The 15,979-nt window shown below is 71.1% G+C and carries 12 protein-coding genes; 11 read left to right on the top strand and 1 reads right to left on the bottom strand.

The features are described 5' to 3' along the window. Positions 1 to 218 precede the first annotated feature (218 nt). The 9 genes from folE to WI697_RS01055 all read left to right on the top strand — a co-directional run bounded on the left by folE (position 219) and on the right by WI697_RS01055 (position 11,420). Positions 219 to 854, top strand: coding sequence for a GTP cyclohydrolase I FolE (folE, locus tag WI697_RS01095; protein ID WP_051045408.1), 636 nt, complete (start codon positions 219 to 221; stop codon positions 852 to 854). A 234-nt stretch (positions 855 to 1,088) separates the two neighbouring features. Beyond that, entirely contained in the window at positions 1,089 to 2,540 is a 1,452-nt protein-coding gene (locus WI697_RS01090; RefSeq protein ID WP_014746846.1) for a TrkH family potassium uptake protein, read from the top strand. A gap of 154 nt (positions 2,541 to 2,694) precedes the next feature. Next, positions 2,695 to 3,981, top strand: coding sequence for an acetylornithine deacetylase (argE, locus tag WI697_RS01085; RefSeq protein WP_345957105.1), 1,287 nt, complete (start codon positions 2,695 to 2,697; stop codon positions 3,979 to 3,981). Between the two features lie 55 nt (positions 3,982 to 4,036). Beyond that, on the top strand, positions 4,037 to 4,438 hold the full coding sequence (locus WI697_RS01080; RefSeq protein WP_345957104.1) for a DUF952 domain-containing protein: 402 nt from the start codon (positions 4,037 to 4,039) through the stop codon (positions 4,436 to 4,438). Continuing rightward, the gene (locus WI697_RS01075; RefSeq protein WP_345957103.1) at positions 4,435 to 5,517 is read left to right on the top strand and encodes a quinone-dependent dihydroorotate dehydrogenase; all 1,083 of its coding nucleotides are present in this window, start codon (positions 4,435 to 4,437) and stop codon (positions 5,515 to 5,517) included. Before WI697_RS01080 ends, WI697_RS01075 begins: the two co-directional genes overlap by 4 nt. Next, positions 5,486 to 6,775: an EAL domain-containing protein gene (locus WI697_RS01070; protein WP_345957102.1), complete on the top strand. Its 1,290-nt coding sequence runs from the start codon at positions 5,486 to 5,488 to the stop codon at positions 6,773 to 6,775. Before WI697_RS01075 ends, WI697_RS01070 begins: the two co-directional genes overlap by 32 nt. Positions 6,776 to 6,841: 66 nt before the next feature. Next, positions 6,842 to 7,714, top strand: a complete 873-nt coding sequence (locus WI697_RS01065; RefSeq protein ID WP_062768945.1) for a TIGR01459 family HAD-type hydrolase — start codon at positions 6,842 to 6,844, stop codon at positions 7,712 to 7,714. A gap of 120 nt (positions 7,715 to 7,834) precedes the next feature. Next, positions 7,835 to 10,588, top strand: a complete 2,754-nt coding sequence (locus tag WI697_RS01060) for a bifunctional acetate--CoA ligase family protein/GNAT family N-acetyltransferase (protein ID WP_345957101.1) — start codon at positions 7,835 to 7,837, stop codon at positions 10,586 to 10,588. A 4-nt stretch (positions 10,589 to 10,592) separates the two neighbouring features. Continuing rightward, positions 10,593 to 11,420, top strand: coding sequence for a glycerophosphodiester phosphodiesterase family protein (locus tag WI697_RS01055; protein ID WP_345957100.1), 828 nt, complete (start codon positions 10,593 to 10,595; stop codon positions 11,418 to 11,420). A gap of 295 nt (positions 11,421 to 11,715) precedes the next feature. Here the strand turns inward: WI697_RS01055 and pdxR are convergent, their stop codons facing one another. Further along, positions 11,716 to 13,179, bottom strand: a complete 1,464-nt coding sequence (pdxR, locus tag WI697_RS01050; RefSeq protein ID WP_062768989.1) for a MocR-like pyridoxine biosynthesis transcription factor PdxR — start codon at positions 13,177 to 13,179, stop codon at positions 11,716 to 11,718. A gap of 318 nt (positions 13,180 to 13,497) precedes the next feature. On the opposite strand from pdxR, the gene WI697_RS01045 reads away from it, so the two are divergent. Beyond that, positions 13,498 to 14,733 (top strand): benzoate/H(+) symporter BenE family transporter, encoded by a 1,236-nt coding sequence (locus WI697_RS01045; protein ID WP_345957099.1) that lies wholly within the window; start codon positions 13,498 to 13,500, stop codon positions 14,731 to 14,733. Positions 14,734 to 14,810: 77 nt separating this feature from the next. Next, positions 14,811 to 15,968, top strand: coding sequence for an aspartate aminotransferase family protein (locus WI697_RS01040; RefSeq protein ID WP_345957286.1), 1,158 nt, complete (start codon positions 14,811 to 14,813; stop codon positions 15,966 to 15,968). Positions 15,969 to 15,979 lie beyond the last annotated feature (11 nt).

Here is a 15,979-nt window from a genome sequence, read left to right as displayed (position 1 = left end):
CGCGGCTCGCCGGCCCACACCATCGCGGCTCCGTCGCGATACGCTCTCCACCCCGGTGATCCATCGGTTGCGGGCTTGCGTAAACGAAACGGAATCCGCACACGGCCGGAAGCCCGATGCGCCGTCCCCCGCCGTTCGCGTGGGCCCGCTGCGCACCTGCCGGCCGCACCCTGGGAGTTGCACGTCAGATGACACGTGAAAACGTCGTGGCCGTGAAAATGGGAGGCCCGGCAGAGGTCGGCGCATCCGAGGCGCCCAAGGCCGCTGCCCCCGAAGGCCGCCCCAGCCGCGCCGAGGCGGAAGCCGCCGTGCGGACCCTGATCCGCTGGGCGGGCGACGACCCGGACCGCGAGGGCCTGCTGTCCACGCCCGACCGCGTGGTGCGGTCTTACGAGGAATTCTTCGCGGGCTATGTTCAGGATCCGGTCGAGATCCTGCAGCGGACCTTCGAAGAGACCGACGGCTATGACGAGGTCGTCGCCCTGCGTGGCATCCGGATCGAGAGCTATTGCGAGCATCACATGGTGCCGATCATCGGCGTCGCCCATGTGGCCTATCTGCCGCGCAGCCGCGTGGTGGGCATTTCCAAGCTCGCCCGCGTGGTGGAGGCCTTCTCGAAGCGCCTGCAGATCCAGGAGAAGCTGACCTCGCAGATCGCCAATGCGATCGAGGAAGTGCTGCAGCCCAAGGGCGTGGCCGTGGTGATCGAGGCCGAACACCAGTGCATGAGCACCCGCGGCGTTCACAAGCCGGGGGTGAGCATGGTGACCAGCCGCATGCTGGGCGAGTTCCGCCACAACCCGACGCTGCGCCGCGAATTCCTGACCCTGATCGGCAATCCGGCCGGGTTCTGACAACGGCGCGGGGCATTGCCCTCAACCCGGCTGTCGAGACACCCCTGCCTGTTCACGGATGGGCAGGGGTGTCGTGTTTGACGGAACCGTCCCTGATGGTGGCGTCACCTCGGGCGTGGACAGCCGCGACGCTTTCCCCGATCATCGCGGGCGGCGCCGCATGCCCGATCGGGGGTGCGGCTTGGGTTCCGTGCGCCTGATCAGGGGCGCCGCACTGCTCGGGGGTCCGCGGCCGTGATCGACGTCAAGCCGGTGCTGTTCATCATCGGCGTGCTGCTGGCACTGCTGGGCGCCACCATGCTGGTCCCGGCGGCCTTCGATGCCGTGGCGGCCAGTCCCGACTGGTCGGTCTTCGTGGTGTCGTCGCTGGTGACCATCTTCGCCGGCGTCAGCCTGGTGCTGACCACGCGCACCGCGCACCCCACCTCGCTCAGCCTGCGCCATGCCTTTCTGACCACCACGCTTTCCTGGCTGTCGGTGGCGGCCTTCGCGGCGCTGCCGCTGCTGTTCGCATCGCCCCATATCACCTATGCGGGCGCGTTCTTCGAATCCATGTCGGGGCTGACCACCACCGGATCGACGGTGCTGTCGGGCCTGGACACCGCCCCGCCCGGGGTGCTGATCTGGCGCGGCATGCTGCACTGGCTGGGCGGCATCGGCATCATCGTCACCTCGGTCGCGATCATGCCCATGCTCCGCATCGGCGGCATGCAGCTGTTCCGGACCGAAAGCTCGGACAATTCCGAAAAGATCGTGCCGCGGGCCGCCCAGCTGGCAGCGGCCTTCGGCCGGGTCTATGTGGTGATGACGCTGGCCTGCATGGCGCTGCTCTGGGCGGCAGGCATGACCGGGTTCGAGGCGCTGGTCCATGCCATGGCGACCGTCTCCACCGGCGGTTTCTCCACCTCCGACGCCTCGATCGGCCATTTCGACAGCCCGCTGATCGAGATGATCATCGTGGTGTTCATGATCGGCGGCGCCCTGCCCTTCGTGCTCTATATCCGGGTGCTCGGCCAGGATCGCGATGCGCTGTGGCGCGACACCCAGGTCCGGGCCTTCTTCCTCGCCATTCTGGTCTGGACCGTGACGCTCAGCCTGTGGCTGGTGCTGCATGAACATGTGGCGCCCCTGCAGGCGCTGCGCGTGTCGCTGTTCAACGTGGTCTCGGTCATCACCACCACGGGCTTTGCCACAGCCGATTACAATCTGTGGGGCACGTTCCCCTTCGCGGTGTTTTTCTGGCTGATCCTGGTCGGCGGCTGCACCGGCTCCACCTCGGGCGGCATCAAGGTCTTCCGCTTCGTGATCCTGGTGACGGCGGCCCGGCGCCATCTCCGCCAGCTGGTCCACCCGAATGCGGTGATCGTGCCCACCTACAACCGCAGGCCGGTGCCCGAAGCCATTCTGCTGTCGGTGTTGAGCTTCACCACCGTCTTCTTCGCGGTCTTCGTGGTGCTGTCGATCGTGGTGGCGCTGCTGGGGGTGGACTTCATCACCGCCGCCACCGCGGTGTCCCAGGCGCTGGCCAATGTCGGCCCCGGGCTTGGGCCGATCATCGGCCCGGCCGGCAATTATGCCACCATGACCGACCCGGTGCTGACGGTTCTGGCCTTCGCCATGCTGCTCGGCCGGCTGGAGCTGTTCACCGTGCTGGTCCTGTTCACCCGCGCCTACTGGCGGGGGTGACCCTGCCGCCTCCGTTGCGCCGAAGCCCGGACCTGTTTACGGTTTGAGAAACCGGAACGGTCTTCGCAGGTGCACATGTCGCCGTGATGGCCGCTCTCTCCGTCTGCCAGCTTCCTTCTCTGTCAGCCTCCCTCCCTGAAGGTCGCCGTCTGCCATGGACGCCTCGATTGACCTCGCCGGCCGGATCGGCCCGGCGGCCGACCCGGCGGTACCGGATGCCGAAGCCGCGGCCCTGATCGCCGCCCTGCCGACGGCTGCCGCCCGGCGCGATGCGCTGCTGGCGCGGCTGATCGCCTTCGATACCACCAGCCGCTACAGCAACCTGCCGCTGATCGCCTTCGTCGAAAGCTGGCTGGATCTCTATGGGGTGCGGCACGAGCGCATCCCCTCGGCCGACGGCACCAAGGCGAATATCTTCGCGACCCTCGGCCCCGACGGCCGGGGCGGCGTCATGCTGGCCGGCCATACCGACGTGGTGCCTGTGGACGGCCAGCCCTGGACGACCAACCCGTTCCGGCTGACCGAACGCGGCGGGCTGATGCTGGGGCGCGGCACCTGCGACATGAAGGGCTTCATCGCCTGCGTGCTGGCCAAGCTGCCCGACTGGGCGGCCCTGCCGCTGACCGACCCGGTGCATTTCGCCTTCACCTATGACGAAGAGGTCGCCTGTATGGGCGCCCCCGACCTTGCCCGCCACATCCGGGGCCTTGCCGCCCGGCCGCGGCTGGCGGTGGTTGGGGAGCCGACCTCGATGCGGGTGGTGACGGCGCATAAGGGCGTCTGCCTGTGCCGCACCCGGGTGACCGGGGTGGAGGCACACAGTTCGCAGCCGCATCTGGGTGCCAATGCGATTTCGGCCGCGGCCCGCATCACCGGCTTCCTTGAGGAGCTGGAGGCCGAATATGCCGGGATCGGCCAGCCCGACAGCGGTTTCGAGCCGCCCTATACCACCGTGACCGCGGTGATGGTGCGGGGCGGTGCCGCCGTCAACATCATCCCCCGCGATGCCGAACTGGACTGGTCGGCCCGGCTGATGCCCGGTCATTCGATCGACGACATCGTCCGTCGCCTGGATGCACGGGTGGAGACCGAGGTGCTGCCGCGGCTGAAGGCGGTGTCGGACGAGGCCGGCGTGACCACGGTGGTGGACGTGAACGTCGAGCCGCTGACGCCCGAGGCCGACAGCCCGGCCGAGGCGATGGCGCTGGCGCTGACCGGCAGCAACAGCACCCATGTGGTGGCCTTCGCCACCGAGGCCGGCATTTTCCAGCGCGCCGGCGTGCCGGTGGTGGTCTGCGGGCCGGGCAGCATCGACCAGGCCCATCGGGCGGACGAATTCGTCGCCCGCGAACAGCTGGACCAGTGCATCACCTTCCTGGACAAGCTGGACGGCTGGCTGGTCGACGGGCTGGACAGGCGCCTTGCGGCGCGGGTTGCATGACGATCCGGACGGCGGAGACCATGCGACGGGGAGAGACCATGGCGGGAGACGACCGATGACCGACATCACCGACCGGCCCGCCCAGGCGGGCGAGGACAAGGGCTGGATCTTTCATTTCGCCGAGGCGGCACGCTGGGCGGCGGCCAATCCGGGTGCCTATCGGGGCGGCCGGCTGTGCGAGACAGACGGCTTCATCCACTGTTCCACCGCTGGTCAGCTGGCCGAAACCGCCCGGCTGCATCTGAAGGGCCGGGACGATCTGCTGCTGCTGACGATCGACGTCCGCCGGCTGGGCGCGCTGCTGCGCTGGGAACCGTCCCGCGGGGGGCAGCTGTTTCCGCATATCTACGGGCCGCTGCCGTCGGTGGCGGTGGTGCGCACCGATCCGCTGCCGCTGGGCCCCGACGGGCTGCACATCTTCCCCGCCCATGCCGGGGCCGGCGGAGCCGGGGCATGAGCGATGCCTGGGGGCGGCTTGCGCCGCTCGTCTATCGCCTGGACCCGGAACGCGCCCACGGCCTGTCGCTGTTCGGCCTGACCAGCGGCCTGGCCCGGCTGGCGGTGCCGCCGCACCCGGCCCGGCCGGTGCCGGCGCTCGGCCGCCGGCTCTGGGGGCTGGATTTCGCCCATCCGCTGGGCCTGGCCGCCGGCTACGACAAGAACGCGGTCGCCGTGGATGCGCTGTTCGGCTATGGCTTCGCCTTCATCGAGATCGGCGGCGTGACGCCCAGGCCCCAGCCGGGCAACGACCGGCCGCGGCTGTTCCGGCTGACCGAGGACCGGGCGGTGATCAACCGCATGGGCTTCAACAATGACGGGCTGGAGGTGGTGGCCGGCCGGCTGGCCGCCCGCGCCCCGCGCCGGCGGACGACCGGCCCGGTCTTCGCCAATCTGGGCAAGAACAAGACCAGCGAGGATGCGCTGGCCGATTATACCGCGGGGCTCGCGAAGCTGGGGCCGCTGGTCGACGCGGTGGTGGTGAACGTCTCGTCGCCCAACACGCCGGGGCTGCGCGACCTGCAGGGGCGGGCGCATCTCTCGGGCCTGCTCGGCGGCCTGAAGGCGGCGCGCGACCAGGGGATCGCCGGCACGGCGCGGCCGCCGATCCTGGTCAAGATCGCCCCCGATCTGGACGAGGCGGGCCTGGCCGACACGGTGGATGCCGCCCGCGATGCCGGGATCGACGGCATGGTGGTCGCCAACACCACCATCGCCCGGCCGGACACGCTGCAAAGCCCCCATCGCGGCCAGACCGGCGGCCTGTCGGGGCGGCCGCTGAAGGCCCGGGCCCTGGCGCTGACCCGCGAGGTGTTCCGGGCGCTGGACGGCACCATGCCGATCATCGGCGTCGGCGGGATCGAGACCGCCGACGATGCCTGGGACCGGCTAGCGGCCGGCGCCGACCTGCTCCAGCTCTATTCGGCGCTGGTCTATGAGGGGCCGGGGCTGGTCGGGCGGATCGTCGAAGGCCTGAACCGGCGCATCGCCGCCGAGGGGGTAAGGGATGTTGGGGAGATCGTCGGCCGGGCGGCGTGAACCACGGATCGCCCCCGAAGACCTGGTCGAGGACGATGTCCTGGGGGATGTCGATGCCGTCGACGTAACCGGCCGGCCGGTGCCACCGCCGGTGGAGCCCTTCGCGCTCGACCGGCGCGACCGTCTGTACATGGCCGGCTATGCCGCCGTGGGTCTGCTGCCCGCCGCCCTGATCCCCGCCGAAGGCGTGCTGTTCCGGCTGATCGTCTGGGCGGCGGCCTCGGGCGGCCTGGCGCTGGCCCATCTGGTCGTCGCCCTGCTGTCCAGGCTTGCGGTCGAAAAGCGGGAGCGGATGCAGCTGGCCATCGACCTTCGCGCCCTGTCGGACCGGGTCGCCCGGATCGAGAGCGGCGGCCAGTCGGGCGATCTGGTCGACGAGCTGCGCAGCCTGCAGCGCCTGCTGCCCGAACTGGCCCGCAACCGGCGCGAGCCGGCGACGGGGCCCGCCCGCGCCACCGCGACCGCCCGGGCCACGGCCCAGGCCAGCCCTGCCGACACGCGCCCGCCGCCGCCGATGCCGCCGCTCGACCCCGAAGCGGTGCTGGATGCCGCGGTCGGTGCCGGGGCGATCGACGTGATGGTGACCTCCATCGTCCGCCTGCCCAGCCGGCGCCCGGCGCTGGTCGAGGCCCGCGCCGTGGTCCACGGCCCCGACGGCCGCGTGATCGGCCTGGATGTGGTGGAGGACCGGGCCAAGGTGCCGGGGCTGGCCCAGCGGCTGGACAACCATCTTCTGCTGCGCGCACTGCGCGTCGGCCGCCGGCCCAGGGCGGGGGAGCCGAACCTGCCGGTGGTGGCCTATGTCACCGGCCACGGCCTGGCCGACCCGCTGGTGCACGAGGATCTGGCCGATTATCTGGCCGAGGATGCGGGCGTGCCGTCCTCGGTGATCGTCGCCGCCCCGGCCACGACCTGGATGGCGCTCGGCGATCCGCAGATCGAGGCGCTGCAGCGGCTGACACGGCTGGGCTGCCGCTTCCTGGCCGACGGGGTCGACCCGAAGCGGATGAGCACCGATATCCTCGCCCGCGGCCGGCTGCTCGCCTATGTGAAGATCCCGGCCGCGGTGGCGCTGGCCGGCGCCCGCACGCCCGACGGGGCGGCCGCCTTCCGCGACCTGCTGCGCGAACTGCGCGCCCGCAGCATCCGGGTGGTGGTCGACCATATCGACGACGAGCAGCGGCTGATCGACCTCTTGGACCTTGGCATCGAATACGGTGCGGGCTATCTGTTCGGCGAACCGCGGCGCCTCGGCTGACCTGCCCGCCCTCTCCCTCCCCCCGCCCTCTCCCTCCCCGCTGCCCAGAACGGATCCGCCTCTCCGATGTCCATGACCGTATATGATGGCGTCGCCGCCATCGCGCCCGCCCATGACGGTTTCATCCTCGACCTCTGGGGTGTGATCCATGACGGCCGCCAGCTCTATCCCGGCGCCGTCGACTGCCTGACCCGGCTGCGCGAAACCGGCCGGCGGATCGTGTTCCTGACCAATGCGCCCCGCCGGGCCTCGCGGGTGATCGAGCAGCTGGACCGTTTCGGCGTCGATCGCGGCCTCTATGACGGGGTGGTGTCGTCGGGCGAAACCGCGCGCGATGCCGCAGCCGCCATGCTGGCGGCGGGGGAGATCGGCCGGCGGGTGCTGCATCTGGGCCCGCCGCGCGATGCCGGCCTGCTCGACGACCTGCCCTTCGTCGACGTCGACGATGCCGCCGGGGCCGATCTGGTGCTCAACACCGGCTTCGACGACGAGGATCCGCGGCTGGAACCGCTGATGCCGGCACTGGAAGCGGCGGCCGCCCGCGGCCTGCCGATGATCTGCGCCAATCCGGACATGGTGATCGTGCGCATCGACGGTTCGCGGTTTCCCTGCGCGGGCGTGATGGCCGAGGCCTATGAGCGGCTCGGCGGCAAGGTGATCTCGTTCGGCAAGCCCTATGCCTCGGTCTACGAGCGCTGCCTGACCATTCTGGACCTGCCGCGCGAGCGGGTGGCCGCCGTCGGCGACGGCCCCCATACCGATATCCAGGGGGCCACCGGCTTCGGCATCCCGGGCTATTTCATCGCCGGCGGCATCATGGCCGAGAAGCTGGGCCTGGCCCATGGCGACCTGCCCGACGCAGACCGGGCCGAACGGGTCTGCGCCGAAGAGGGCTTCATGCCCACCGCCATGCTGCCGGCCTTCGTCTGGGCGCGCTGACGGACGCCGTAGCCCGTGGGCAGCCGCGCCACGACGACGCACCGTCTCGCGATCGACGCCATCCTGATATAGGGTGATGTGCATCACATCCGCGGCGACCGGACCGGAGCGGCCACCCACATGACCATCCGAAATCTCGACGCGATCTTCGACCCCAAGGCGGTGGCCGTGATCGGCGCCAGCACCCGGCCGGGCAGCGTGGGGCGCATGGTGATGCGCAACCTGCTGGATGGCGGTTTCGCCGGCCCGATCATGCCGGTCAACCCGCGCTACAATTCGGTTGAAGGCGTGCTGGCCTATCGCACCATCGCCGATCTGCCGGTGACGCCCGATCTGGCGCTGATCTGCACCCCGCCCGAACAGGTGCCGGAGATGGTCCGCCAGGCGGGCCAGCGCGGCGTGCGTGCCGCGGTGCTGATCGGGGCGGGGCTGGGGCGGACCTATACCGCAGGCGGCGCCTCGCTCGCCCAGGCGGCGGTAGAGGCGGCGCGGCCGACGGGGCTGCGCCTGGTGGGCCCCAACACGCTGGGGCTGGTGGTGCCGAAAGTGGGGCTGAACGCCAGCTTCGCGCCCGCCCGGGTGCCGCGCGGGCGCATCGCCTTCCTGACCCAGTCGGGCGCGATCGGCACCGCGGTCATGGACCATGCCGTCGCCCACGGCATCGGCTTTTCGGCCATGATCAGCCTGGGCGACTGCCGCGATGTCGGTTTCGCCGACGTGATCGACTATCTGGCCGGCGACCCCGCCACCCGCGCGATCCTGCTTTATGTCGAAGCGATCGATTCCGCCCGCCGCTTCCTGTCGGCGGCGCGGGCGGCGGCGCGCAACAAGCCGGTGCTGGCGATCAAATCCGGCCGGGTACCGGCAGGCGCCCGCGCGGCCTTTACCCATTCCGGCGCCGCGACCGGCGAGGACGAGGTCTACGAGGCGGCGCTGCGCCGCGCCGGCATTCTGCGCGTGGGCGAGATCGACGAGCTGTTCGACGCGGTCGAGACCCTGCACCGGTTGCAGCCGCCGCGCGGCGACCGGCTGGCCATCCTGTCCAATGGCGGCGGGCCGGGGGTGATGGCGGTCGACAGCCTGATCGCCGCCGGCGGCAGCCTGGCGGAGTTGGCACCCGAAACCGTGGCGAAGCTCGACGGCGTGCTGCCGGGGGTGTGGTCGGGCGGCAATCCGGTCGATATCGGCGGCGATTCCGATGCCGCGCGCTATGCCGAGGCGCTGGACATCCTGCTGGAGGACAAGGGGGCCGATGCGGTCCTGGTGCTGCATGCGCCGACCGGCGTTGCCGACGGCGCCGATGTCGCCCGGGTGGTGACCAAGGCGGCGGAGCGCACCCGCCGGCCGATCCTGACCAGCTGGCTGGGCGGGCAGGGCGCGGCCCCGGCCCGCCGGGTGCTGAACGAGGCCGGCATCGCCACCTATGACACGCCCCATCATGCCGTGCGCGGCTTCATGCACCGGGTCGGCTATCGCCGGATCCAGGACATGCTGATGGAGACGCCGTCCTCGGTGCCCGAGACCTTCACGCCGGATGTCGCGGCCGCCCGGGCGGTGATCGCCGGCGCGCGTGCCGAAGGCCGCAGCCGGCTGACCGAGATCGAGGCCGGCCGGATACTCGGCGCCTATGGCATCGCGACCATCGAGACCCGGCTTGCGGCCGATGCCGAGGCGGCGGTGGCCGCCGCCGCGGCGCTGGGCTTCCCGGCGGTGCTGAAGGTCGCCTCCAGCGGCATCACCCACAAGAGCGAGGTGGGCGGTGTGGTGGTCGACCTGCAGAATGCCGACGAGGTGCGCGGTGCCGCCGCCAGCCTGGCCGAGCGGCTGCGCACCCGCGCGCCCGGCGCGCCGCTGGACGGTTTTCTGGTGCAGCGGATGATCCGCCGGCCGCGGGCGCACGAGCTGCGGATCGCCGTGATCCACGACCCCGTCTTCGGCCCGGTGATCAGCTTCGGCCAGGGCGGCACCGCCGAGGAACTGGTCGACGACCGGGCCCTGGCCCTGCCGCCGCTGAACACCGTGCTGGCGCGCGAGCTGATGATGCGCACCCGGGTGCACAAGCTGCTGCTGGGCTATCGCGACCGGCCGGCGGCGGATCTGGACGAGATTTCGGGCGTGCTGATCCGCGTGGCACAGATGGTGGTCGACCTGCCCGAGATGCGCAGCCTGGACGTCAACCCGCTGATCGCCGACGACATGGGCGTGCTGGTGCTGGACGCCCATGTCGAGGTCTTCCCCGGCGGCGGCGCCCGCAACCCGCTGGCCATCCGGCCCTATCCGCTGGATCTGGTGGAAACGGTGACGATGGCCGACGGCCGCCATGCGGTGCTGCGCCCGATCCGGCCCGAGGACGAGCCCGGCCATCAGGATTTCGTCCGCCATCTGACGCCCGAGGACATCCGCTACCGCTTCTTCGGCGTGGTGCGCGAGTTCAGCCACACCGAAATGGCCCGCTTCACCCAGATCGATTACGACCGCGAGATGGCCTTCATCGCCCGCACCCGCTTCGACGGCGGCGACATCCCGCCGGTGAAGCCCGGCGTGCTGCCCGACGAGACCGGGGCCGAGACGGTGGGCGTGGTGCGGGTGGTGTTCGATCCGGATGCGGTGGATGCCGAATTCGCCGTGGTGGTGCGATCGGACCTGAAGGGCCGCGGCCTGGGCATCCGGCTGATGAACAAGGTGATCGCCTATTGCCGGGCCCGCGGCATCCACCGGATCGTGGGGCAGGTGCTGCGCGACAACCGGCCGATGCGCAAGCTGATGGTCACGCTGGGCTTCACCGTGCGCGATTCGCTGGAAGACGACGTGGTCGAAGTGGTGCTGGACCTGCGCAAGACCGCAGAGAGCCCCGCGCCGCCGGTATCGCGCTGAACCGGTGGCGCGCCGGCCGGTCCTGCTGCCGCGCGGGCGGCTGATCGCCCATCGCGGCGGGGGCGCCCATGCGCCCGAGAACACGCTTCAGGCCCTGGCCGGCGTGCCGATGCTTGGCACCGACTGGGCCGAGGTGGATGTGCGGCTGACCGGCTGCGGCACGCCGGTGCTGCTGCATGACCCGGATCTCGACGCCACCACCAGCGGCAGCGGGCCGCTCGCGGCCGTGGCGGCGGCAGACCTTGCCCGCATGGATGCGGCGCTCTGGTTCGGGGCAGGGGCGGTGGCAGAGCCGCCGGCCACCCTGGCCCGCGCCCTGGCGCTGGCCGCCCGGATCGGGCTTGGTCTCAATCTGGAACTGAAGCCGCCGGCTGAGGCGGGGGAAGACGCGGCAGTCGGGCTGGTGACCGCCGTGGCGCGCGCGATCGAGGCCGCGCCTTTGCCCCCCGGCCGGCTGGTGGTGACCTCGACCTCGGCGGCGGTGATGAGCCTGGCCGCGCGCCTGTTGCCGACCCTGCCGGTCGGGCCGGTGCTGCGCCGGCCGGCCGATGCCGCCGCGATGGCCGGGGTGATCGCTAAGGCGGATCTGGTGGTGGTGAACGCCCGCCGCTTCGGCCCGCGCGCGATCAGGGCGCTCCGCAGCCGCGCCGATCCGCCGCTGGTGCTGGTCTATGGCACCGACAGCCGCCGCCGCCTGCGCCGGCTGATCCGCGCCGGCGCCGCCGCCGCGATCGTCGACGCCCCCGACCGCATCCTGGGCGCCCCGCTCCCCACCCCACTTCTGCCGGTCTGGCTGCGCCGGCTGCGGAACCGGTGGTCGGGGAAAGGTTGAGGACCAGGGGGCTGCCGTCAGGCGGTGTTGTTTCCGTCAGACCGCGGGAGACCCGCTTCATCGTACAGAAAATCCTGACTGCGGGCCGCGGTCGGTCCCACTGTCGCTTTTGCTGAAGCTGCGACGCGAAGTTTCTGGAGCAGGGCGCGGCGTGACCGGGTTGTGGCGGTGCCTGCCTCATCATCATTGTTCAGTGCCGGAAAGGGCATGCGGTGCCTCTGCGTCGAGCCGCTGCGGATATGATCCTGTCGGGTATAAGAACATGGCAGGGGGCGGGACGACAGAGCCTTATGCCTTACGGCACCCCGTTGCTGTGCCCCTGGCGCAACACGCCCCCCAGGCGGAGCATGGCGGCCTCGATCTCGTGGGCGGCGAGGGAGGCGTAGCCCAGCAGCCAGCCGGGGCGGGCGCCGGGGCCGATATGCAGGCGGCCCAGGCCCGGCAGCACAAGCCCGGCTGCGGCGGCGCGGGCGATGGTATCGGCTTCCGGCCAGCCGGGCTCCAGGATGCAGGGGATCTGCAGGCCGCCGGGCGGGCGGGTGGCGGTGGCGATGCCGTCCAGATGCCGGGCGATGGCATCGAGCATCACCTGCCGGCGACCGGCATAGAGTTTGCGCATGGCCCGGATATGGGCATTGTAATGCCCGTCGGCCATGAAGCGGGCGAGGGTGAGCTGCTGCAGCTGCGGGGTGTGGCCGTCGATGATGCTGCGGGCGCGGGTGAAGGCCTCGACCAGCGTCGGGGGCAGGGCCATATAGCCGAGCCGCAGCCCGGGATAGAGCGTCTTGGCGAAGGTGCCGATATAGATCGTCCGCCGGTCGCGGTCCAGGCCCTGGACGCAGGCGGTCGGCAGGCCGTCATAGTGGAACTCGCTGTCGTAATCGTCTTCGATGATCCAGCCACCGGTCTCTGCGGCCCAGGCGATCAGGTCGATCCGGCGGTCCAGCGACAGCGTGGCGCCGGTCGGATACTGGTGTGACGGCGTGACATAGACGCAGGCCGCGCCGCTCTGATCGGCCCTGACCAGATCGGTCCGGATGCCCCGGGCATCGACCGGGATCGGCACGATCCGCGCCTCGGCCGCCTCGAAGGCCTTGCGGGCGCCGAAATAGCCGGGATTTTCCATCAGGATCGGCCCGCCGGCATCGACCAGAAGCTGGGCGCAGAGATAGAGCGCCTGACGGGTGCTGCTCAGCACCAGGATCTGATCCGCGGCCACACCGGCGCCGCGCTCCAGGGTGAGATAGGCGGCGATCGCCTCGCGCAGGGCTTCGGCCCCCTGCGGGTCGCCATGCAGCAGAATGCCGTCGCGATGGTCGCGGATCACCCGGCGTTGCAGACGTTCCCAGATCTCGGTCGGGAAGGTGCAGGTCTCGGGCAAACCGGTCACGAAGGGGCGGACCGCGCGCTGGTCGGCGATGCCGCCGCTGTCCAGCACCATCCGGCCGCGCCGGCTCAACCCCTGTCCGCCGGCCGGGTCGTGGCGCGCCTCCGCCTGCCGGCGGAGCCGGCGGCGGGCAACCCCTTCCAGATCCGTGCCCAGGGTGGGGGAGACATAGCTGCCCGAGCCTTCGCGCCGGATGATGAAGCCGTCGCGGTGCAGCTGGACATAGGCGTTTTCCACCGTGTCGCGGGCGATGCCGAGCGAGGCCGCCAGCCGGCGACTGGCCGGCAGCTTCATGCCCGGGGCCAGCGCCCCGTCGAGGATCAACCCGCTCAACGCCCGCTGGATGCGCTGATGCAGGTCGAGGCGCTGCATCTCGGCATCCGCCAGCCGGATCTTCAGCGTGTCGAGTTCGAAGGTCTTCAGGGCGTGCGGCTTCACTGACGGGGGCGGGGAGGGGGTGGGGGTGCCGCCGGAGATGGGGCGGGGGTGCCGCCGAAGAGGGCGCGAAACCCGGACATTCTATGCAGCCACCGCGATCGGCGCCATCGGCATGCGCTTCCGCGGCGGTCGGACAAAGTGGTCTGGTCATCCTGCGGAAAGTGTCCGGGCTCAACCAGCCATTGGCGCGCTATCACGTGGCGCGCCGCCCGGGAGCGGGCGGTCCCCTCGCTACGGAGGATCCCCGACGCCATGCGCTCATCCGCTCAACCGCGCGCCATCGGCCCCACCGACCTTATCCATCCGGTCGTGGCCGGCCTCGTCTCGGTCATCGTCAACTACGGCGGGACCTTCATCCTGGTCTTCCAGGCGGCCCGTGTGGCCGGGCTCGACCCGGCGCTGACGGCGTCCTGGGTGTGGTCGGTGTCGATCGGCGTCGGCATCACCGGGCTTCTGCTCAGCTGGCGGTTCCGCGCCCCGATCATTACCGCCTGGTCGACGCCCGCCGCCGCCTTTCTGGTGGTGGCGTTGCAGACCACACCCTATGCCGAGGCGATCGGCGCCTATCTGATCTCGGCCGCGGGCTTCGTGGTGCTCGGCCTTTCGGGCTGTTTCGACCGGGTGATCCGGCTGATCCCGCCGGGGGTGGCGGCCGGCCTGCTTGCCGGCATCCTGCTCCAGTTCGGCATCGGCGCCTTCGGCGGCATGAGCATCGATCCGCTGCTCGCCGGGCTGCTGATCCTGGCCTATGTGACCATCAAGCGCTTCACCGCCCGCTATGCGGTGGTGGGCATCCTGGTGCTGGGGCTGGGCTTCCTGCTGATCCAGGGGCGGGTGGATCTGGAGGGGCTGGAGCTTGCGGTCGCGGCCCCCGTCTTCACCCTGCCCGCATTTTCGCTCAACGCCCTGCTGTCGGTGGCCCTGCCGCTGTTCCTGATCACGCTGACCGGCCAGTACATGCCGGGCATGCTGGTGCTGCGCAATGACGGCTACAAGACCAGCGCCAGCCCGATCGTGACCGTCACCGGGCTCGGCTCTCTGCTGATGGCGCCCTTCGGCTCCCACGCCTTCAATCTGGCGGCGATCACGGCGGCGATCTGCACCGGGCCCGAGGCACACGAGGACCCGTCGAAGCGCTGGATCGCCGGCATCGCGGCGGGGGTCGCCTACATCCTGGTCGGCGTCTTCGGCGTGACCCTGGCCGCCGTCTTCATGGCCCTGCCCGCAACCTTCATCACCACACTCGCCGGGCTTGCCCTGCTGGGCACGATCGGCGGCAGCCTGGCCTCGGCGCTCGCCGAACCGGCCGGCCGCGAGGCGGCGCTGATCACCTTCCTGGCGGCTGCCGCCAACATCACGATGCTCGGCATCGGCGGCGCGTTCTGGGGCCTGCTGATCGGTCTTCTGGCGCATCTGGCGCTCTGCCGCCGCGGCCCGTCGGCGCGGCCGGTCGCCCCCCGGCCCTCGCGGGAAGGAGCCGCCCGGTGATCCATCCCGACACCGCCCCCGCGAGCGACACCACCCCTGCGACCGGCGCCGCCACCGAAACCGGCACCGCCTGTCTGATGCAGACCTACGCCCGCCTGCCCGTCGCCTTCGTGCGCGGCCGGGGCATGCAGCTTCAGGACGAGGCGGGCATCGACTATCTCGACGCCATTTCGGGTGTCGCGGTCACCGGTCTCGGCCATGCCCATCCCGAGATCACCGCGGCGATCGCCGGGCAGGCGGCCGAGCTGCTGCACACCTCGAACCTGTTCCGCATCCCCTGGCAGGAGGAGCTGGGCCGCCGGCTCTGCGCCCTGTCGGGGATGACCCGGGCCTTCTTCTGCAATTCCGGCGCCGAGGCGAACGAAGCGGCGCTGAAACTCGCCCGGCTGCATGCCGCGGCGATGCGGGTGGCCGCCCCGCAGGTGGTGGTGATGGAAGGCGCCTTCCACGGCCGCACCCTCGCCACCCTGGCGGCGACCGGCAATCCGGCGGTACAGCGGGGGTTCGAGCCGCTGATGCCGGGCTTCCTGCGCGTGCCCTATGACGATATCGATGCCGTCCGCAGGCTTGCCGATGAACAGCCCGGCATCGTCGCGGTGCTGCTGGAGCCGGTGCAGGGGGAGGGCGGGGTGCACCCGGCCTCTCCCGGCTATCTGAGGGCGCTGCGCGCCCTTGCCGACCGGCACGGCTGGCTGCTGATGATCGACGAGGTCCAGACCGGCATGGGCCGCACAGGCACCTGGTTCGGCCATCAGCATGCCGGTGTGGCCCCCGATGTGATCACGCTGGCCAAGGGGCTGGGCAACGGGGTTGCGATCGGTGCCTGCCTGGCCCGTGGCCCGGCGGCGGCGCTGTTCTCCCCCGGTCATCATGCCTCCACCTTCGGCGGCAACCCGCTGGCCTGCCGGGTGGGCTGCACCGTGATCGACGTCATGACCCGCGACCGGCTGCCCGAGCGGGCGGCGATGCTGGGCGCGCGACTGCTCGCCGGGTTAAGGGGGGCGCTTGCCGGGCATCCGCGGGTGGTCGCCATCCGTGGGATCGGCCTGATGGCCGGTATCGAACTGGATCGGCCCTGCGGCGATCTGGTCGGCCGGGCGCTGCTGGAGGAACGGCTGCTGATCACCGTCACCCGCGCCAACACCATCCGCCTGCTGCCGCCGCTGATCGCCGGCACGGCGGAGATCGACGAGGTGGTCACCCGCCTGGCCCGCCTGCTGGCCACCCTCGACTGACCCCGCCTCTT

It is taken from the genome of Tistrella mobilis (assembly GCF_039634785.1).
Lineage (GTDB): Bacteria > Pseudomonadota > Alphaproteobacteria > Tistrellales > Tistrellaceae > Tistrella > Tistrella mobilis.
Note: the sequence above shows the minus strand (reverse complement) of the source record. Positions and strands in the feature narration are given on the sequence as shown.

What these genes read in the sequence shown, in the direction of transcription:
- WI697_RS01045 (WP_345957099.1), top strand. Translation starts at nt 13,498, where the DNA reads ATGCGCTCATCCGCTCAACCGCGCGCCATCGGCCCCACCGACCTTATC.
- pdxR (WP_062768989.1), bottom strand. Translation starts at nt 13,179, where the DNA reads ATGCAGCGCCTCGACCTGCATCAGCGCATCCAGCGGGCGTTGAGCGGG.
- argE (WP_345957105.1), top strand. Translation starts at nt 2,695, where the DNA reads ATGGACGCCTCGATTGACCTCGCCGGCCGGATCGGCCCGGCGGCCGAC.
- WI697_RS01075 (WP_345957103.1), top strand. Translation starts at nt 4,435, where the DNA reads ATGAGCGATGCCTGGGGGCGGCTTGCGCCGCTCGTCTATCGCCTGGAC.
- folE (WP_051045408.1), top strand. Translation starts at nt 219, where the DNA reads ATGGGAGGCCCGGCAGAGGTCGGCGCATCCGAGGCGCCCAAGGCCGCT.
- WI697_RS01070 (WP_345957102.1), top strand. Translation starts at nt 5,486, where the DNA reads ATGTTGGGGAGATCGTCGGCCGGGCGGCGTGAACCACGGATCGCCCCC.
- WI697_RS01040 (WP_345957286.1), top strand. Translation starts at nt 14,811, where the DNA reads ATGCAGACCTACGCCCGCCTGCCCGTCGCCTTCGTGCGCGGCCGGGGC.
- WI697_RS01080 (WP_345957104.1), top strand. Translation starts at nt 4,037, where the DNA reads ATGACCGACATCACCGACCGGCCCGCCCAGGCGGGCGAGGACAAGGGC.
- WI697_RS01065 (WP_062768945.1), top strand. Translation starts at nt 6,842, where the DNA reads ATGTCCATGACCGTATATGATGGCGTCGCCGCCATCGCGCCCGCCCAT.
- WI697_RS01060 (WP_345957101.1), top strand. Translation starts at nt 7,835, where the DNA reads ATGACCATCCGAAATCTCGACGCGATCTTCGACCCCAAGGCGGTGGCC.